Origin of the sequence: Micromonospora sp. WMMD967 (assembly GCF_029626165.1) — a bacterium.
Lineage (GTDB): Bacteria > Actinomycetota > Actinomycetes > Mycobacteriales > Micromonosporaceae > Micromonospora > Micromonospora taraxaci.
Window position 1 is genome coordinate 1 of the sequence record NZ_JARUBK010000002.1, and the last position, 18,105, is coordinate 18,105.

An 18,105-nucleotide genomic window follows, 5' to 3' on the forward strand; every position below is an offset into this window, starting at 1 on the left:
TGACCGCGCACCCGGTACGCGTGGATCAGCTCGTGCACCCGGGCGGTCTTGTTGATCTGGCCCTCGGAGCTGACCGCCACGTCGCGCATCCAGCGCACCGGCTCGTACGGGATGCGCAGCGCGGTGAAGATCTGGTCGTAGAAGCCGTGCTCGCCCAGGATCAGCTCGTGCATGACCTTGAGGAACTCGCCGGACTGCGCGCCCTGGATGATCCGGTGGTCGTACGTGCTGGTCAGCGTGATGATCTTGCTGACGGCCAGCTCGGCCAGGGTGGCCTCGGACATGCCCTGGTAGGGGGCCGGGTACTCCATCGCGCCGACACCGATGATCGCGCTCTGCCCCTGCATGAGCCGCGGCATCGAGTGCACGGTGCCGATGCCGCCCGGGTTGGTCAGCGAGATCGTGGTGCCGGAGTAGTCCTCCATGGTCAGCTCGTTGCGCCGCGCCCGACGGACCACGTCCTCGTACGCCTGCCAGAACTGCCGGAAGTCCATCTGCTCGCAGCCCTTGATGGAGGGGACCACGAGGTTGCGGCTGCCGTCGGGCTTGGCCAGGTCGATCGCGATGCCGAGATTGACGTGCGGCGGGCGGACCATCGCCGGCTTGCCGTTGGCCTCGGCGAAGGAGTTGTTCATCTCCGGGTGCTGGACCAGCGCCCGGACCAGCGCGTAGCCGACCAGGTGGGTGAAGCTGACCTTGCCGCCGCGCCCCCGGGCGAGGTGGTTGTTGATCACGATGCGGTTGTCCACCAGCAGCTTCGCCGGGACCGCGCGGACGCTGGTCGCGGTGGGCACGCTCAGCGAGGCGTCCATGTTCTGGACGATCTTCGCGGCGACGCCACGCAGCGGCGTGGTCTGCGGACCGTCGGCGGTCGGCGCGGCGGCCTTGGCGGCAGGCTTGGCCTTCTCCGGCGCGGCCTTGGGCGCGGCCGGAGCAGTGGCAGCGGGCTTGGCCGGCGCCGACTGGGCGGCGGCCGGCTTCGCGTCGGCCGGCGCGCTCGCCGGCTTCGCTGGGGCGCTCGGCTGGCTGACCTTGGCGGCTGCCTCGGGCTGACCGTCCGGTTCGGGAGCGGCGGCCGGCTTGTCCGACGACTCGGCCCCACGCGGGGTCGCCGCTCCGGGTGCCGGGCGGTAGTCGGCGAAGAAGTCGTGCCAGGCCGAATCGACGCTCGTTGGGTCGGCGAGGTAGCGCTGGTACATCTCCTCGACGATCCACTCATTCGGGCCGAAACCCGCTAGTGGGTTCTCCTGCGAAGTCTGCTGGGTCGACACGGCCGGTAATCGCCTCTTTCACGCGGGTTTGTGTGGCACGCGGTGCGTCCCTCGCGCCCGGTAGGAGAGCGCGAACTGGACGGTTCCCAGGCTACGCCGTGCGGATCCCGCAGGCATTTCCGCCTCGGTCCCGTGGCCGGTTTCACAGAAGATGCCAGAAGTTCACCAACCGCTGCGTGATCGGCCGCCGGCTGCTAGCGATGGCCATGAGGCCCGACAACTGAGTACGGATGCCGATGTCTCCGCGCCGCGAGTCCGGTGAGGATCCTTCGCATGGATCACAACGGGGTACGGGGGCGCTACGGCCGGAGTGTGGCGGTGGCGTCCGGTTGGTACGTGACTGTCGGTGCGGCAGTGGCGGTGGGCCTGGCGAGTGTGCCGAGCCCGCCGCCGACGGACTGCTCGGCCTGGTTCAGTTGCCTGTCGCCGGGGGAGTCCCTGGCGCTGGTCATGCTGGTGTGGGGTGGGCCGGTGCTCGCCGGGTTGCTCGTCGTGACGGCGCTGGTGACCGCGCTGGTCGTCCGGCTGGTGCCGACGGCGGTGCTCGCCGGCACCCTGTCCGCAGTGGTCACCGTCACGATCTGCGCGGCCGTGTACGCGGGGCGCTCGTGAGGCGGCTCGGCCTGGGAGGGCTCTTCTTCGTCTGGTTGTACGGGGTGCCGTTCCTGCTCGTGGTGGGCCTGATCCGGCGCACCTCGAAGCCGTACGCGCCGACCCACGAGGCGGCGCAGGCGTTCGGCGCCGGCACCGACGCCGTGCTGATCGCCGCCCTCCTGCTCAACGCGCTGCCGATCGTCGGGCTGTGGCTGGCCGGCGAGGGGGACTGGCACCGGCACTTCCGCTGGGCGGTCGGCGGCATGGTGGTGGTGTATCTGCTGGTCGTTCTGGTCGGCCGGATGGCCACCGGCGGCCTGATCGGCCACACGCCCGCCGACGACGAGCCCGCCCCGGCGGTCACCCAGTGCATACCGCGCAGCGGCGGCCGGGGCTGCCCCGGCGGGTAGGTCGGGCCGGAGCTGCCCTGGCGGGTGAGCCGGGCCGGCGTTCCGGGGTGACGGCGGCGCTGCCGTCACCCCGGCACCGGTCAGGAGATGTCGCGTCGACGCATCAGCAGGGTGCCGACCACGCCGGTCACCACCGCGTACCCGATCAGGACGGCGGCCCCGGCCCAGCGCGGCGGGTTGCCCGGGATGTCGGCCCCGGTGACCATCAGCGACGAGGCCAGCGACGGCACCAGCAACTGGAGGTTGTTGATCCAGTCACCCCACCGGTCGGCCAGGATGGCGATCACGAAGATGGCGCCGATCGAGCCGCCCAGGTAGAGCAGGATGCCGGTCACCGTGGCACCGATCTGGCTGCGCAGCAGCACGCCGATGCCGACTCCGAACACCGCCCAGAGCAGGTACGCGAGCAGGTTCAACCCGATCGCCCGCCACGCGGCCTCGTTGCCCAGTTGTGAGTCGAGCCCGATGGCGTTCAGCACCGCCGAACCGGCGACCAGGTTGAACGCGGTGGTCACCAGCCAGAACAGCAGCGCCAGCACGCCCGCCGCCACCAGCTTGGCGCTCATCACGGCGGTGCGGTGCGGGTTGGTGAGGAACGTGGTGGTGACCGTCTGGTGGAAGAACTCGCTGGTCACCACGATGATGCCGAGCAGCATCACGATCAGCAGGCCGAAGAACTGCCCGGTGGTGAACAGGTTCGAGGAGAGCGCGTCCGCGCTGGACGCCGCCGCCAGGGTGTCGGCCTGGTCGGCCGGCACCTCGCCGAGGTTGCCGTTGGTCAGGGTGTCGGCCTGCAGCCAGTTGATCAGCAGGGTGAGCGCCCAGAGCGGCAGCGAGATGAGCGCGAAGATCCACCAGGTGTTGGTGGTACGGATCTTGAGCAGCTCGGATCGGACCAGGTTCATCGGATGCCCGCCTTTCCGGCCGTCAGCTCCAGGAAGACCCGTTCCAGGTCGGGCCGTTCGGTGGTCAGTTCGTGCAGTTCCACGCCGGCCGCGAGGGCAGCGCGGCCGATGGCCGGCGCGTCCACCCCGGTGACCAGCAGCACGCCCTGCTCGTCGACGTTCACCGTCGCCGACTGCGCCTTGAGCGCAGTGGTCAGCGCCTCGGCCTGCGGCGTACGTACCCGGACCTGCGCGCCCTGTGCCATCGACCCGAGCACCTGGTCGACCGGGCCCTGCCGGATCAACTGGCCGGCGGCGATGATCACCACGTCGTCGGCGAGCAGCTGCATCTCGGACAGCAGGTGGCTGGAGACCAGCACCGTACGACCCTCGTGGGCGAGGTTCTTGAGGAACCCACGCATCCACCGGATGCCCTCCGGGTCCAACCCGTTGGCCGGCTCGTCGAGGATCAGCACCCGGGGGTCACCGAGCATCGCCGCGGCGATGCCGAGCCGCTGCTTCATGCCCAGCGAGTAACCCTTGAACTTGCGCTTCGCCGCCGGGGTCAACCCGACCAGTTCCAGCACCTCGGCGGCCCGCTGCTTGGGCAGCCCGGCCGCCGCGCAGATCACCCGCAGGTGGTTGATGCCGGTGCGGCCCTTGTGCGCGCTGGACGCCTCCAGGATCGCGCCGACGTGCCGCAGCGGGTCGGCGAGGTCCGCGTACCGGCTGCCGCTGATGGTGGCCGTGCCGGCGGTCGGGGTGACCAGGTTCAGCAACATGCGCAGCGTGGTGGTCTTACCAGCGCCGTTCGGGCCGAGGAAGCCGGTCACCCGCCCCGGCGCCACGGTGAAGGACAGGTTGTTCACCGCCCGGACGTTCTTGTACTGCTTTGTCAGACCGGACACCTCGATCTGACCGTCGCTGGTGGGGCTTCTCTGCCCGTCAGTCATCGTTCTCCTCCCGTGCGTGGCGTCGAGGTACGCCGTGGCACAGCGTGACGGCCCAATGCAACAAGGTCAATCAGGCACGGTCCGTATGTCCTGATCCGTCTCAGGGTGGAGACGGGTCCTCCCTGCGGTTGACGACCGGGATCAGCGGGCGATCCAGGTCGCCCGTGCCGCGCCCAGCAACGCGCCGTCCGGGCCGTACAGGCTGGTGTGCACGGTCGCCTTGCGCCCGTCGACGCCGAGCAGCGCCCCGGTCACCACGCACTCGTCGCCGGGCGCCGGCAGCGCGGCGACCACGGCGGCGATCCGGCCCAGCAGGTACGGGCGTCCGGGCGCGAGCACCGTCCACCCACCGGGACAGTCCAACGCCGCCCAGACCGTGGCCTCGCTGACTTGTCCGGGGGCCCGGAACGGCGCGGCGGTCCGCCCGTCCGGCAAGGGGCCGGGAAAGATCCGCAGCCCGTCGGACCGCTGCGGTCCGCAGACGTAACAGCCGGGGAACGGATGCTCGACCAGCCCCGGGTAGCGGGTCGCGGCGGCCACCGCGGTCTCCAGGTCGACCGGGGGTACGACGGCATCGACCGCGTCGACCGGGCGTACCTCGGCCACCAGGTCCCCCGCCGGGTCCCGGACCTCGCCGTCGACCAGCCGCAGCTCGGTCTCCAGCGGCGGTGGTCGGCGCAGTGTCACCTCGACCGGCCCGGTTCCGCCCGCCTCGGCGGCGAACACCCCCGCGCTCCATCCGCCGTTGCCGGAGCCGGTGGGCCCGTTGTAGCGGGACTCGATGCGCATCGTCGACCTCCAGGTGGCGTACCAGCGTCCTCGCCGGCCGTCCCGGCAGCCTCGCACGGGCGGAACCCTGTGGTGCTCGCGGTCTCGCCTGCCGGCGTTCATCCGATCGACACCGGTGGTCCCCGTGAATGGCAACCCAGGCACCTACACAGATCCCATGGCCGTTCTGCATGCCGCTGGCGCACCCCTGAAGACCAGCGGATACACCCTGCTGATCGCCGACGACCCCACCCAGGTCGCGGCCGCGCAACGCCTGCGCCACGAGGTGTTCGCCACCGAGCTCGGCGCCACCCTCCGTCCCGGCCAGGCCGGGCTGGACGTGGATCCCTTCGACGCGTACTGCGACCATCTGATCGTCCGTGAGGACAGCACCGGCGCGGTGGTCGGCACCTACCGGCTGCTGCCGCCCGGCCGGACCCCCCGCCGGTACGCCGAGGGCGAGTTCGACCTCACCGCGCTCGACTCCCTCCGCGACGACCTGGTGGAGACGGGCCGGTCCTGTGTGCATCCGGACCACCGCTCCGGCGCGGTGATCAACCTGATGTGGGCCGGTCTGACCCGCTACCTGCACCTGCGCGGCTCCCGCTGGCTCGGCGGCTGCGCCTCGGTGCCGGTGGACGACGGTGGACGGACGGTCGCCGAGGTCTGGGCCCAGGCCCAGACGCGGCACCTGTCGCCGCCGCCGCTGCGGGTCCGTCCGCTCCGACCCTGGTTCGCCGAACCGGCGGCCGCCGCACCGGTGACCGCCGCCGAGCCGGCTGGGCGCGTCGTGGTGCCGCCGCTGCTGCGGGGCTACCTCCGGCTCGGCGCGTGGATCTGCGGTGAACCCGCGTACGACAGCGACTTCGGGTGCGCGGACTTCTACGTGCTCTTCTCGCTGGACCGGATGAACCCGCGGTACCTGCGGCACTTCCTGGGCGGGGAGCAGCGGTGACCACCGTGGCGCACGACCTGTGGCGGCCCTCCTCGGGCTGCGACGACGACTGCCTGCCGGTGGCCGGTGAGGTGCCCACGGTGCCGGTGGCCCGTCGGGCGCTGCGATTGGCGGCGGCGGCCGGCATGTTGGTCGCCGGGGTCGGCCTGGTGCTGCTGCTGCCGGTGCTTCCAACCCGGGAACGGCAGGCGGCGGTACGCGGCTGGGCCCGGGCCACCATTCGCGCCTTCGGCGTCCGGCTGGTGATCCGGGGCCGGCTGCCCCGACGGCGGGCGCTGCTGGTCGCCAACCACGTCTCGTGGCTGGACATCCTCGCGGTCCTGGCGGTCGCGCCCACCCGGATGGTCGCCAAACGGGAGATCCGCTCCTGGCCGGTGGTCGGCCTGTTGGCGGCGGCGGCGGGCACTGTCTTCGTGGACCGGTCCCGCCCGAGAGCACTGCCGAGCACCGTCGGCCGGGTCGCGGACGCGTTGCGCGCCGGCCGGTCGGTGGCGGTCTTCCCGGAGGGTACGACCTGGTGTGCGGGTGACGGTGCCGACGATTGCCGCCCTGGTGGTGGTTTCCGGCCCGCGACGTTCCAGGCGGCGATCGACGCAGGCAGCCCGGTGGTGCCGCTGCGGCTCGCCTACCGCTGCGACGCGACCGGCTCCGCGACCACGGCGACCGCCTTCCTCGGCGCGGACACCCTGCTGCGGTCGGTGGCCCGGGTGGTCGCGGCGCGGGAGATCGTGGTTTCGGTGACGATCGCCGCCGCACTGCACCCCGCCCGGGACGCCGATCGGCGGTTGCTGGCCCGGGCCGCCGAGTCGGCCGTACACCTGCTGCCCGCATCGGACGCGGCGACGCGGACCCGCTTGCGTGCGGTTCCCACAGTGGCCCCGGCGGTCCCCGTCCCGACGCCGACCACAGGAAGCGACCTGGACCTGGCGGCCTAAGCCCGCCCGCCCCCGCCCGCCCCCGTCCCCGCCCCCGCCCTCCACCCCGCGCCCTCCCGGGCCCCCGCCCCGCGCCCTCCCGGGCCCCCGCCCCGCGCCCTCCCGGGCCCCCGCCCCGCGCCCTCCCGGGCCCCCCGCCCCGCGGCCTCCGCCGCGGGATCACCCGCCAAGATCCGCGCAGGATCGGGGATGTTGCTGCCTCCGGAGCGCCTGAGGCAGCAACATCCGGGAAGTTGCGCGGATCTTGGGCGCGGCGCGGCGCGGCGCGGGGCGGGTGGCGCGGGCGGCGCGGGGCGGGCGGGCGTGGGTGGTGTGGGGGTTTCGGCAGAGGTCTTGGGGGTTGGTGGTCTGGCGGCTCGCGACCTATCTTGTGATGTCGCGATGTATCGCGTTAGTGTCTCCTGGTGTGGCACGTGTCGGCGTGTCGCATCGTCGAGAGGGGGACGCCATGGCCGGATGGACGGTCGAGAGCCCGCAGCGGCTCACCGTGGACGGTCCGGTCACCCGGCTGGACGTCCGGCTGGTGAGCGGACGGCTCAACGTGGTCGCCACCGACGGCCCGACCCGGATCGACGTCACCCAGGTCGGTCGCCGGCCGGTAGTGATCGACCACTCCGACGGCCGGCTCAGCATCCGCCAGGAGCGCGGCCGGAGCTGGTCGGACGTCCTGCGGTGGTTTCGGATGATCCACCGGTACCCGCGGGTGGACGTCTCCGTCGCCGTGCCCGCCGACGTCCTCGCCGATCTGGGTCTGGTCGCGGGCTCGTTGGTCGCCTCCGGCCTGCGCCGGCAGACCACAGTGCACGTCGTCTCCGGCCAGATCACCCTGATGGGCCTGCGGGGCAACACCTCCGCGACCATCACGTCCGGGCCGGTGGAGGCGCTCGGCATCCGTGGCGACCTCTCCATGGAGACGGTCTCCGGCGAGGTGATCCTCGCCGACAGCGCCGCCGACCGGGTGCGGGCGCAGACCGTCTCCGGCGCGATCACCTGCGACCTGGTGGAGAACCCTCGACGCAGCGAGATCCGGCTGACCACCATCTCGGGCGGCATCACCGTCCGGGTCCGCGAGGACAGCGACCTCGCCGTGCAACTGCAGACCGCCTCGGGCCGGATCACCAGTGGCTTTCCGCAGATCCGCACCTCGACGTTCCCACTGCGCAGCAGTGAAGGGGTGCTCGGCGCGGGCGAAGGTAAGCTCTGGGCTTCCGCGACCTCGGGGAGCATCGCCCTGCTCGCCCGAGCCGTCGACGACGATGGGGAGGAGTTGCCGTGACCGCCGTGTTCAGCCACGGACGGCTCCGGCTCTACCTGCTCAAGCTCCTCGACGACGGCCCGAAGCACGGGTACGAGCTGATCCGCCTTCTGGAGGACCGGTTCCTCGGGCTCTACGCGCCCAGCGCCGGCACCATCTACCCCCGCCTCCAACGGTTGGAGGCCGAGGGCCTCGTCAGCCACACCGCAGCCGGTGGCCGCAAGACGTACGACATCACCGACGCTGGTCGTGCCGAGCTGCGCCAGCGGGCCGGCGAGTTGACCGAGCTGGAAGCGGACATCGCCGCCTCGGTGGCCGACCTCTCCAGCCTGGCCGGCGAGATCCGCAGCGAGGTACGCGGGTCGGTACGCGACCTCAAGCGGGAGCTGAGCGAGGCCACCCGGCAGACCCGGCGTACCCGGTGGGAGACGCCCGCACCGCCGCCCCGGCCGGCGTCGGCCACCGGGCCGCACGCCGCGCTGCTCGACGAGTTCGACACGCGGCTGGCCGCGTTCACCTCCGAGGTGGGTCAACTCGTGCGCGCCCGACGGTTCAGCGAGACGCAACTCCGCACCGCGATCAGGTTGCTCGACGGCGCCCTGGACGGGCTGCGCCGCCTGTTGCGCTGAGTCGGAAAACCAGTCGACCGCGACTCACAGGGTTTTTGCAGGAACCGTCCAGCGCCGACGCAGTGATGTCACCGATGATGGGCCCATGCCCGCTACCCAGACCGAGGCGCGACTCCTCGTGGTCGAGGACGACCCCAACATCCTCGAACTGCTCTCCGCGAGCCTGCGGTTCGCGGGCTTCGACGTGGCCACCGCGACAAGTGGGAGCGCGGCGCTCAACGCCGCCAAGGACCACCGGCCCGACCTGGTGGTCCTCGACGTGATGCTGCCGGACCTGGACGGGTTCGAGGTCATCCGCATGCTCCGCGAGGGCGGCACGCGTACCCCGGTGGTCTTCCTGACCGCCCGGGACGCCACCGACGACAAGATCCGTGGCCTCACCCTGGGCGGTGACGACTACGTCACCAAGCCGTTCAGCCTGGAGGAGTTGACCGCCCGGATCCGCGCCGTGCTGCGCCGCACCACGACCGGCGAGCAGGCACCCTCCCGGCTCACCTTCGCCGACCTGGAGTTGGACGAGGAGACCCACGAGGTGCACCGGGCCGGGCAGCGCGTGCAGCTCTCGCCGACGGAGTTCAAGCTGCTGCGGTACCTGATGCTCAACGCCAACCGGGTGCTGTCCAAGGCGCAGATCCTCGACCACGTCTGGAACTACGACTTCCGCGGTGACGACAACATCGTCGAGTCCTACATCTCGTACCTGCGGCGCAAGGTCGACACCACCCAGCCTCGGCTGATCCACACCCTCCGTGGCGTCGGGTACGTCCTGCGCAAGCCGGCGGCGTGAACCCGGTCCAGCAGGCGAAGGGGCGGGTGCGCGGCGTTCCACTGCGGATCAAGCTGGTCACCTCGGTGCTGGCGCTGGTCGCCGTCGCGCTGCTGGTGATCAGCGTCTCGACCGCGTACTTCCTGCACAACTACCTGGTCGACCAGATCGACCTGGAGCTGCGTAGCTCGGCCAAGGGAATCCAGTCCATCACGGAGAAGGGGATCCAGTCGATCACGCCGTCGACGAACACCGTCTCGCTGCCCAGCGACTACGTGGTCGTGCTGACCGACGCGCGGACCGGCAGGGTGCAACCGCCCCTGTACGACTCGTCCCGCTTCGGGGTGGACGATCTGCCGCCGTGGCCGAGTGACGCGAGCGGCTTCCAGGCGCAGGACGAGGCCCGCGAGGGAAATCCGTTCACCGTTCGGGCCCGGGACAGCTCGGTGCGCTGGCGGATGCTCTACACCGAGCTGCCCAACGGCCAGATGGCCGTGATCGGCCAGCACCTGACGGATGTCGACCAGGCCGTCAAACGACTGGCCTGGATCGACCTGCTGGTCGGCGGTGCGGTGCTGATCATGCTGGCCTCGGTCGGCGCGGCGATCGTCCGCACCAGCCTGAAACCGCTGGTGGAGATCGAACGCACCGCCGCCGCCATTGCCGGGGGTGACCTGACCCGCCGGGTGCCCGATCCGGAGCAGGGGCAGGAGCATCCCACCTCCGAGCTGGGGCGGCTCTCCCGCGCGCTCAACGCGATGCTCACCCAGATCGAGGTGGCGTTCACCGCCCGAGCAGCCTCGGAGACCGCGGCGAGGTGGGCGGAGAGCGCCGCCCGGGACGCGGCGGCCTCCGCCCAGGCATCCGAGGCGCGGGCCCGGCGCTCGGAGGAGCGGATGCGGCAGTTCGTCGCGGACGCCTCGCACGAGCTACGGACCCCGCTGACCACCATCCGTGGTTTCGCCGAGCTGTACCGGCAGGGCGCCTCCCGCGCGCCGGAGCAGACCGCCGGCCTGCTGCGCCGCATCGAGGACGAAGCGGCGCGGATGGGACTGCTGGTGGAGGACCTGCTGCTGCTCGCCCGCCTGGACCGGGAACGGCCGCTCTCGCTGACTCCGGTGGAGCTGCCGGTGCTCGCCTCCGACGCGGTGCACGCGGCCCGGGCGATCGCCCCGGACCGGCGCATCGAGCTGGAGATCGCGCCCGACGCGGGCCCGCTCGTGGTCTCCGCCGACGACGCGCGGCTGCGCCAGGTGATCGGCAACCTGGTCACCAACGCGTTGACCCACACTCCGACCGACGCCGAGATCCGTGTGCGGTTGCGCAGCGAACCGGGCGGCTTCGCCGTGGTGGAGGTGGCCGACACCGGCCCGGGCCTCTCCCCGGAGCAGGCCGAACGGGTCTTCGAGCGATTCTACCGGGCGGACGCGGCACGGACCCGGCGGGCTGACGGCAACACCGGCACCGGCCTCGGCCTGGCCATCGTGGCGGCGTTGGTCGCGGCTCACCACGGTTCGGTCGAGGTGGCCGAGACGCCGGGTGGCGGGGCTACCTTCCGGGTCCGGCTTCCGCTGCTGGCACAGGTCGACGACGCCGGCGAGTGACTTTCAGCCAACTTCCAGGACGGTTCCAGCTTGATCGCAGAGCTGGGGGGGAAGGTAGTGCCATGACCGAGTTCGAGTCCGACCCGCAGCGCCGGCCGGCCCCCACCGACGCCGAGCCGTCGCACCCCACCGCCGAGCTGCCGCGCGACGAGCGCGCGCAGTCCGACTCCCCGACCACTCCCATCGAGGTCGTCTCCACCAGCGGTGACGACACGCCGACGAGCGCCGTGACCCCGACCGCGTCGCCCGCGCCGGCCGGCCCCTCCGCGCCCGCCCACCAGCCGACCGGGTACGAGCCGCCGACCGCCTACCAGCCCTCGGCCGCCACCCCGTCCGCGCCGCCGTACCCGGTCTCCGGCTACCCGGCGCACGGCCAGTCCGGCTACCCGCAGCAGAGCGCCGGTCAGTACCCCGGTGCTCCCTGGTACCCGGGCCAGCAGTCCGGCTGGGCCGGCGGGGGCCAGCCGGGCATGGCGTACCCGGGTCAGCACCAGCAGCACGCCCAGCACCCCGGGCAGCACCCCCAGCACCCGGGCCAGCCGGTTCCTCCGTGGGGCCCGCAGGTCGCGCCGCCCGGCAGCGGCCCTCGGCCGGGTCGGATCGCCAAGTTCGCCGGGGCCGGCGTCGCGGTGTTCGCCCTGATGCTCGGGTCGGGCGTCGCCGGTGGCGCGCTCGCCCTGGCCCTCGACGGTGACGGCGGCGGCGTCACCCGCACCTACTCGGCGGCACCGGTGATCAACGGCGCGGACCTGCCGAAGATCGCCGCGTCCGTGCAGGACAGCGTCGTCTCGATCACCACCGACAGCGGTGAGGGTTCCGGGGTGGTGCTCAGCGCCGACGGGTACGTGCTGACCAACAACCACGTGGTCGCCTCCGCCGCCGGTGGCAACGTGCTGGTGATCTTCGCTGACGGCAAGAAGGCCGAGGCGAAGGTCATCGGCACCGACCCGAAGACCGACCTGGCCGTGGTCAAGGCCAACGGCGTGAGCGACCTCAAGGCGGCCAAGTTCGGTGACAGCGACGCCATGCAGGTCGGTGACCAGGTGCTGGCGTTGGGCAGCCCGCTCGGCCTGCAGGGTTCGGTGACGTCGGGCATCCTCAGCGCCCGCGACCGCACCATCCGGGCCGGCGAGGGTCAGCCGCAGGACCCGACCCAGCAGCAGAGCCAGACCGTCAGCTCGATCTCCGGCCTGCTCCAGACCGACGCGCCGATCAACCCCGGCAACTCCGGCGGCGCGCTGGTCAACACCCGGGGCGAGGTGATCGGCGTGAACACCGCCATCGCGACCTCCGGCCAGAGCACCGGCAACATCGGCGTCGGCTTCGCCATCCCCAGCAACAAGGCCAAGGACGTCGCGGGCAAGCTCCAGCGCGGCGAGAAGGTCAGCCACCCGTCGCTCGGGGTCGGCGTCAACCAGGCCGAAGGCGGCGGCGCGCTCGTCGCGTCGGTCACCCCGGGCAGCCCGGCCGAGAAGGCCGGCCTCCAGCGCGGCGACGTCGTCACCCGGTTCGGCGACAAGCCGGTCAACGACTCCGACGACCTGGTCGGCGCGGTGCAGGCCGGCAAGGTCGGCGACCGGGTCGAGGTGCAGTTCAAGCGCAACGGCGACGAGAAGACGGTGACCGTGACGCTCGCCGAGACGCCGTGACACACATCTGAACCTGCCTCCCTCCGGCGGCGGGTGGTGGAGCCGAGGGGGTCGGCTCCGTCACCCGCCGCTCTTTTCCGCCGTGACGGCGGTTCACCCTGATCGGGTGAACCGCCGTCACCCGGTTCTCCGGCACCTTCGGGAGCGACGAGTCTCGGCGACCGGAACCGGGGGTAGGTGTCGTGACCGACGTGGTGGATGTCCGCGACGACCAGCGGATCCAACGCGACGTCCTGGCGCAGCTCGCCTGGGACGCCCAGCTGCAACCGAACGAGATCGGTGTGAGCGTCGACGAGGGTGTGGTCACGCTGACCGGCTTCGTGGACGGTGCCGCCCGCGGTTGGGCGGCGACCCGGTGCGCGCAGCGGGTCCGCGGCGTCCGGGCGGTGGCCGACGAGATCGAGGTGCGGCTGCCGGGCACGCCGGGGCGTACCGACGGCGAGGTCGCCATCGCCGCCGCCCGCGCGCTGGAGTGGGACAGTTTCGTGCCCGCCGAGCGGCTGGACGTGACGGTGGCCAACGGGTGGCTGATGCTCCGCGGTGAGGTCGAGTTCGGGTGGCAGCGGCGTGCCGCCGAGGGGGCGGTGCGCCGGCTCGACGGCGTACGGGGGATCACCAACCTGATCGAGGTGCGACCGCCGGCGCCACCGGCCGAACTGCTGCGTCGGGACGTGCAGCGGGCGCTGGCGCGCACCATCGGTGCCGAGCGGGTGACCGTCGAGGTGGACGGCGACACGCTCGTCCTGGCCGGGGTGGTCCGGTCCTGGTGGGAACGCGACCAGGTCGAGCGGGTGGCCTGGTCCGCGCCGGGCGTACGGGTGGTGCACGACCAACTCCTGGTCGGCGGGTGAGCGTCCGGCTTGTCCGGTTTACCGGGGGCGTCCCGGGGAACTCGCCGCCGACCGTTCCGACCGCCGGTGACGCTTGCACCGGGGACCAACGCGGAGGACTCGTGGCCCTGATCCACCCGCCCGCGGACCGGCCGAGAGGGCGGTCGTTGCGCATCGCGATGGTGGTCCCGCCATGGTTGTCAGTGCCGCCTCCCGGCTACGGCGGCCTCGAACAGGTCGTCGCCGGCCTGGTGGACGCCCTCAGCGTGCAGGGACACGCGGTCACGCTGTTCGGTGCCGGTAGCGACCACGGCACGGCGGCCGACGGCTTCGTCTCCACAGTTCCCGAGGTCCAGTACGAGCGGCTCGGCGAGTCACTGCCGGAGCTGGCCCACCTGGCCCGGGTGAACCGGCTGATCACGGCCGCCGACTTCGACGTGATCCACGACCACACCACGATCGGCCCGCTGGTCGCCGGCCGCCGGGCGGTGCCGACGGTCGCGACCGTGCACGGCAACCCCGTCGGGGAGTACGGCGACGTGCTGAGCGACGTCGACCAGGGCGTCGCCCTGGTGGCCATCTCGCACGCTCAACGTCGCTTGAACACCGACCTGCCCTGGGCCGGCACCGTGCACAACGCACTGGACATCAGTGGTTTCCCGCGGAAGAACGCGCCCGGCCGGGGGCCGGTGCTGTGGCTGGCCCGGTTCAGCCCGGACAAGGGCCCGGAGGTCGCCATCCGGGCCTGCCGGGAGGCCGGGTTGCCCCTGCTGCTGGCCGGCAAGTGCAACGAGCCGGCCGAGCGTCGCTACTACGAGCAGGTCGTCGCGCCGCTGGTCGACGAGGACGTGACTGTCGTGCTCAACGCCGACCGCGCGGAGACGCTGCGGATGCTCGTCGACGCCCGCTGTCTGATCATGCCGATCCAGTGGGACGAGCCGTTCGGCATGGTGATGCTGGAAGCGATGGCGACCGGCACACCTGTGGTGGCGCTCAACCGGGGCGCGGTGCCGGAGCTGGTGCGCCCCGGGCTGACCGGGCTGGTGTGCGAACGGCCGGAGGAGCTGCCCGCCGCGGTGCTCGCCGTCGAGCAGCTCGACCCGGAGGACTGCGTGGCGCACGTCGCGGAGAACTTCTCGGTCGAGCGGATGGCGAACGACTACGTCGAGGTCTACCGAGGTTTCGCCGTCAGGGGTCACGACCTCCGCGAATCGGCCTGGGTGCCGGTCCGCTGACCTGCCCCGGTCTGTGGGCGCGGCCGGCGGTGACCGTCGGTCACCTCCGTCAGGGCGGATGCGACGGTGCGCGATATACCTCAGAGTCATATTTATGACTCTGAGGTATATCGCTCAACAGCACATCGGCACGGTGGGCCAGCCGAAGCGGATGGCGACCACCGACCAGACTTCGGACCCACTCGTCTAGACCCGGGCTGCCCCCAGGTCGGCGATCGCGGCGTCGAGCTGCGACGCGTACCCCGGACTGATGCCACCCTCGCCGAGGCGCACCGCGACCTTTTCCCGCAGCCGGGCCACCGGCGGCGCCAGTTCGTCGCGGCCGGAACTGACCGCGGCCGTCAGGTTGCGCAGCTCGTTGCGCAGGTCGAGACCCACGTCGTCACGGATCTCCCCGGCGTTCAGGCCTGCGGTGATCAGCCCGTCGACCCGGCCGGCCGCCTCGACCAGGCTCCCCGGACGCGACGTGGGCGTGTTGCCGGTGCTCGGCGTCGTCGGCGAGGGCGTGGTCGGCTCGGACGACGGTGGAACTGGCGGGTCGCTGGGCGAGGTCGTCGTCGGGCCCACCGAGGGCTGCGTGCGGGGCGTCGGCCGCTGCTCGGGCAGCAGGGCCACACCGGCCAGTGCCACACCGACGGCCAGGACGAGCAGCAGTGCCAGCCGTCGTCGGGACCAACCCGAGTCGGCCGCCGCCCCTTCGGCCGCCGCCCCTTCGGCCGCCGGCGGCGGGTCGACCGGCTGCGGCGGAAGAGGCCGGGTGGGCACCCGGATGGTCGCGGCCGGGGGATCGGGCGGCAGCAGATGGCCGCGCAACACTGTGGCGACCTGCCGGGCGGTCGGCCGGTCGGCCGGATCCCGGGCGAGGCTGCGCAGGCAGATCCGGGCCACCGGCGGGGGCAGCTCCGGCAGCTCGGCGAGTGTCGGTGGCGGGCCGTCGGCCAGGGCGGCGCTGAGCTGCTCCCAGGTGTCGGCCGGGTACGGAACCCGACCGGTGAGCGCCTCGTACAGCAGCACGCCGAGTGAGTACACGTCGGTGGACGGCTGGGCCGGCGCGCCGTCGAGGCGTTCCGGCGCGACGTACGCGGGCGTGCCGAAGGTCTCGCCGTCCTCGTCCTCGTCCGGTGCGCCGATCCGGGTGGCGATGCCGAAGTCGAGCACCTTGACGCCCGTGCCGGTCATCATCACGTTGGCCGGGGTGATGTCCCGGTGCACGATGCCGAGCCGGTGCGCCGCGGCCAGTGCCTCCGCGACCTGCGCGCCCACCTGGACCGCCTCGGCCCACGGCAACGGCCCCTCGGTGAGGCGCAGCTCCAACTCCTCGCCGTCGAGCAGCTCCATCACCACGAACGAGGTGATCGAACCGTCCGGATCGACAGTCTCGCCGTAGTCGTGCACCGAGGTCAGGTGTGGGTGCACCAACTGGGCCGCGGCCCGGGCCTCCTCGCGCACCATGCCCCGGAAACGCGCGTCGGCGGCCAGCGAAGGAGCGAGGACCTTGAGGGCGACCAGCCGGTCCAGCACCTCGTCCCGGGCGCGCCAGATGACCGACATGCCGCCGGCACCGATCTGGTCGAGAAGTCGATATCTGCGAGCCAGCAACCGGCCCGGATGCAGTGCTGCCTTCACAGATCGCACCTGCCTCAGGGGTGGGAGCGGTATCAGGTTGCGCGAATGTGTCCTGCCTGTCAACGCCGTCGCCGCGCCGGTCGGCGGGCGGTGCCTGGTGTGCGCCGACCGCCCGGCGACGGTGGCCGGCCGGTCGGCTGCGCGCCCGTGCCAGGATGAGGGGCATGGCGGGGGGACCTGTGGCATTCGTGCTCGGCGGCGGGGGCGTGCTCGGCGCGGTCGAGGTGGGCATGTTGCGCGCGTTGTTCCGCGCCGGCATCAAACCCGACATGGTGCTCGGCACCTCGATCGGCGCGGTGAACGGCGCGCTGGTCGCCGCCGACCCGACGGAGGCGGTGACCGACCGGCTCGTCCGGCTCTGGGCCTCGCCGGAGGCGAGCGAGGTGTACGGGGACTCGGTCGCCCGGCAGTTGCGCCGCTTCGCCGCCCGTACCCATCTGCACTCACCTCGCCCACTGCGCCGGTTGCTGGAGACCGAGCTGGGGGTGGACACCACCTTCGCCGACCTGCGGGTGCCCTTTCGCTGCTGCGCCGCGCACATCGAGCGGGCGGCCGAGCACTGGTTCGACAGCGGTCCGGTGGTGCCGGCGGTGCTGGCGTCGGCCTCGGTGCCCGGCCTGCTCCCGCCCATGCAGATCGACGGCGCGCACTACGTGGACGGGGGCATCGTCAACTCCATCCCGATCGGCGAGGCGGTGGCCGTCGGCGCACGTCGGATCTACGTCCTCCAGGTGGGCCGCATCGAGCGGGAGTTGACGCCGCCCCGACGGCCGTGGGAGATCGCCCAGGTCGCGTTCGAGATCTCCCGCCGACACCGGTTCTTCCGCGAGTTGGCGGCGCTGCCCGAGGGAGTGGAGGTGCACGTCCTGCCGACCGGTGGGCTCAACCCCCGCGACGACACGCCGTGGGCGTACCGGGACATGGCGGCCGTGGGGCGGCGGATCAGCCGGGCGTACACCGCCTCCCGCCGCTACCTCGCCACCCACCAGGAGCGATGATGCCGCTGCCCCCCAGGTGGCTGCGTCGGTTGCTGTTCGCCCCCGCCGTGGTGGGGCTGGCGTTCGTGGTGGTCACCACCCTGCCGATCTGGGCGCTGCTCGCCGCCGCCGCGTCTCCGCTGGTCCCGGGTCGGTTGCGGCCGCTGCGGCTGCTCTGGATCGGGTGCGTCTACCTGGTCTGGGACGCCGCCGCGCTGATCGCGCTGTTCCTGCTCTGGGTCGCCTCCGGCTTCGGCTGGCGGACCCGGTCCCCGGCCTTCCAACGCGCGCACTACGTGCTGGCCGGCTGGTTCCTGCGGGTGCTGTTCTGGCAGGCACGGTGGACACTGCGGCTGAGCATCGACGTGGTGGGCACCGACCCGGACACCGCGCTGCCCGGCCGGCCCGAGTTGGTGCTGTGCCGGCACGCCGGGCCGGGCGACTCGTTCATCCTGATCCACGGGCTGGTCAACTGGTTCAAACGGGAGCCACGCATCGTCCTCAAGGACAGCCTCCAGTGGGACCCGGCGATCGACGTGCTGCTCAACAGGCTGCCCAACCGGTTCATCGCGCCGACGCCGGAGCGCGGCGAGGAGACGGTACGCCAGGTCGGACACCTGGCTGCGGGCCTGGACGACAACGACGCGTTCGTGATCTTCCCGGAGGGCGGCAACTTCACCCCCAAGCGGCGGCTGCGTGCCATCGCCCGGCTGCGCTCGCTCGGGATGGAACGGATGGCACTGCGCGCCGAGCGGATGCGTCAC

The 18,105-nt window shown here is 72.3% G+C and carries 18 protein-coding genes; 13 read left to right on the forward strand and 5 right to left on the reverse strand.

Annotated elements, in window-relative coordinates:
• The coding region (locus O7631_RS33075; protein WP_278148105.1) for a 2-oxo acid dehydrogenase subunit E2 at positions 1-1,271 on the reverse strand (1,271 nt) is incomplete at its 3' end.
• A 273-nt stretch (positions 1,272-1,544) separates the two neighbouring features.
• Here O7631_RS33075 and O7631_RS33080 point away from each other — a divergent pair.
• Together O7631_RS33080 and O7631_RS33085 are read left to right on the forward strand one after the other, a co-directional pair.
• A complete protein-coding gene (locus O7631_RS33080) occupies positions 1,545-1,883 on the forward strand; it encodes a hypothetical protein (RefSeq protein ID WP_278142477.1) in 339 nt (112 codons plus the stop codon).
• Positions 1,880-2,275 carry a hypothetical protein gene (locus O7631_RS33085; RefSeq protein ID WP_278142476.1) on the forward strand — a complete coding sequence of 132 codons (396 nt, stop codon included), beginning with the start codon at positions 1,880-1,882 and terminating at the stop codon, positions 2,273-2,275. Before O7631_RS33080 ends, O7631_RS33085 begins: the two co-directional genes overlap by 4 nt.
• A gap of 80 nt (positions 2,276-2,355) precedes the next feature.
• On the opposite strand, the gene O7631_RS33090 is transcribed toward O7631_RS33085, so the two are convergent.
• The 3 genes from O7631_RS33090 to O7631_RS33100 all read right to left on the reverse strand — a co-directional run bounded on the left by O7631_RS33090 (position 2,356) and on the right by O7631_RS33100 (position 4,901).
• On the reverse strand, positions 2,356-3,180 hold the full coding sequence (locus tag O7631_RS33090) for an ABC transporter permease subunit (RefSeq protein ID WP_088987815.1): 825 nt from the start codon (positions 3,178-3,180) through the stop codon (positions 2,356-2,358).
• Entirely contained in the window at positions 3,177-4,112 is a 936-nt protein-coding gene (locus O7631_RS33095) for an ABC transporter ATP-binding protein (protein ID WP_278142475.1), read from the reverse strand. Before O7631_RS33095 ends, O7631_RS33090 begins: the two co-directional genes overlap by 4 nt.
• A 141-nt stretch (positions 4,113-4,253) precedes the next feature.
• On the reverse strand, positions 4,254-4,901 hold the full coding sequence (locus O7631_RS33100) for a hypothetical protein (RefSeq protein ID WP_278142474.1): 648 nt from the start codon (positions 4,899-4,901) through the stop codon (positions 4,254-4,256).
• A gap of 157 nt (positions 4,902-5,058) precedes the next feature.
• Between O7631_RS33100 and O7631_RS33105 the strand changes: the two genes are divergently transcribed.
• From O7631_RS33105 to O7631_RS33145, 9 genes are all read left to right on the forward strand, one after another.
• On the forward strand, positions 5,059-5,835 hold the full coding sequence (locus tag O7631_RS33105) for a GNAT family N-acyltransferase (RefSeq protein ID WP_278142473.1): 777 nt from the start codon (positions 5,059-5,061) through the stop codon (positions 5,833-5,835).
• On the forward strand, positions 5,832-6,770 hold the full coding sequence (locus O7631_RS33110; RefSeq protein ID WP_278142472.1) for a lysophospholipid acyltransferase family protein: 939 nt from the start codon (positions 5,832-5,834) through the stop codon (positions 6,768-6,770). Before O7631_RS33105 ends, O7631_RS33110 begins: the two co-directional genes overlap by 4 nt.
• 448 nt (positions 6,771-7,218) lie before the next feature.
• Positions 7,219-8,046: a DUF4097 family beta strand repeat-containing protein gene (locus tag O7631_RS33115; protein ID WP_278142471.1), complete on the forward strand. Its 828-nt coding sequence runs from the start codon at positions 7,219-7,221 to the stop codon at positions 8,044-8,046.
• Positions 8,043-8,654 carry a PadR family transcriptional regulator gene (locus O7631_RS33120; protein WP_278142470.1) on the forward strand — a complete coding sequence of 204 codons (612 nt, stop codon included), beginning with the start codon at positions 8,043-8,045 and terminating at the stop codon, positions 8,652-8,654. The genes O7631_RS33115 and O7631_RS33120 overlap by 4 nt, the downstream gene beginning before the upstream one ends.
• 85 nt (positions 8,655-8,739) lie before the next feature.
• A complete protein-coding gene (locus O7631_RS33125) occupies positions 8,740-9,441 on the forward strand; it encodes a response regulator transcription factor (protein WP_030336721.1) in 702 nt (233 codons plus the stop codon).
• Positions 9,438-11,024, forward strand: coding sequence for a HAMP domain-containing sensor histidine kinase (locus tag O7631_RS33130; protein ID WP_278142469.1), 1,587 nt, complete (start codon positions 9,438-9,440; stop codon positions 11,022-11,024). Before O7631_RS33125 ends, O7631_RS33130 begins: the two co-directional genes overlap by 4 nt.
• A 62-nt stretch (positions 11,025-11,086) precedes the next feature.
• Positions 11,087-12,673: a trypsin-like peptidase domain-containing protein gene (locus tag O7631_RS33135; protein ID WP_278147798.1), complete on the forward strand. Its 1,587-nt coding sequence runs from the start codon at positions 11,087-11,089 to the stop codon at positions 12,671-12,673.
• A gap of 182 nt (positions 12,674-12,855) precedes the next feature.
• Positions 12,856-13,524: a BON domain-containing protein gene (locus O7631_RS33140; protein WP_278147797.1), complete on the forward strand. Its 669-nt coding sequence runs from the start codon at positions 12,856-12,858 to the stop codon at positions 13,522-13,524.
• A 158-nt stretch (positions 13,525-13,682) separates the two neighbouring features.
• Positions 13,683-14,738, forward strand: coding sequence for a glycosyltransferase family 4 protein (locus tag O7631_RS33145; protein WP_278148097.1), 1,056 nt, complete (start codon positions 13,683-13,685; stop codon positions 14,736-14,738).
• A 186-nt stretch (positions 14,739-14,924) separates the two neighbouring features.
• Here the strand turns inward: O7631_RS33145 and O7631_RS33150 are convergent, their stop codons facing one another.
• Positions 14,925-16,364, reverse strand: a complete 1,440-nt coding sequence (locus O7631_RS33150; RefSeq protein WP_278147796.1) for a serine/threonine-protein kinase — start codon at positions 16,362-16,364, stop codon at positions 14,925-14,927.
• Positions 16,365-16,528: 164 nt separating this feature from the next.
• Between O7631_RS33150 and O7631_RS33155 the strand changes: the two genes are divergently transcribed.
• Together O7631_RS33155 and O7631_RS33160 are read left to right on the forward strand one after the other, a co-directional pair.
• Positions 16,529-17,362 (forward strand): patatin-like phospholipase family protein, encoded by an 834-nt coding sequence (locus tag O7631_RS33155; protein WP_278147795.1) that lies wholly within the window; start codon positions 16,529-16,531, stop codon positions 17,360-17,362.
• Positions 17,362-18,105, forward strand: a 744-nt coding sequence (locus tag O7631_RS33160; RefSeq protein ID WP_278148106.1) for a 1-acyl-sn-glycerol-3-phosphate acyltransferase, incomplete at its 3' end; no start/stop codon positions are given. The genes O7631_RS33155 and O7631_RS33160, both read left to right, overlap by 1 nt.

Excerpts from the sequence above, each read along its gene's own strand:
- O7631_RS33080 (WP_278142477.1), top strand. The coding sequence starts at position 1,545 with ATGGATCACAACGGGGTACGGGGGCGCTACGGCCGGAGTGTGGCGGTG.
- O7631_RS33090 (WP_088987815.1), bottom strand. The coding sequence starts at position 3,180 with ATGAACCTGGTCCGATCCGAGCTGCTCAAGATCCGTACCACCAACACC.
- O7631_RS33095 (WP_278142475.1), bottom strand. The coding sequence starts at position 4,112 with ATGACTGACGGGCAGAGAAGCCCCACCAGCGACGGTCAGATCGAGGTG.
- O7631_RS33100 (WP_278142474.1), bottom strand. The coding sequence starts at position 4,901 with ATGCGCATCGAGTCCCGCTACAACGGGCCCACCGGCTCCGGCAACGGC.
- O7631_RS33105 (WP_278142473.1), top strand. The coding sequence starts at position 5,059 with ATGGCCGTTCTGCATGCCGCTGGCGCACCCCTGAAGACCAGCGGATAC.
- O7631_RS33115 (WP_278142471.1), top strand. The coding sequence starts at position 7,219 with ATGGCCGGATGGACGGTCGAGAGCCCGCAGCGGCTCACCGTGGACGGT.
- O7631_RS33125 (WP_030336721.1), top strand. The coding sequence starts at position 8,740 with ATGCCCGCTACCCAGACCGAGGCGCGACTCCTCGTGGTCGAGGACGAC.
- O7631_RS33135 (WP_278147798.1), top strand. The coding sequence starts at position 11,087 with ATGACCGAGTTCGAGTCCGACCCGCAGCGCCGGCCGGCCCCCACCGAC.
- O7631_RS33145 (WP_278148097.1), top strand. The coding sequence starts at position 13,683 with ATGGTGGTCCCGCCATGGTTGTCAGTGCCGCCTCCCGGCTACGGCGGC.
- O7631_RS33155 (WP_278147795.1), top strand. The coding sequence starts at position 16,529 with ATGGCGGGGGGACCTGTGGCATTCGTGCTCGGCGGCGGGGGCGTGCTC.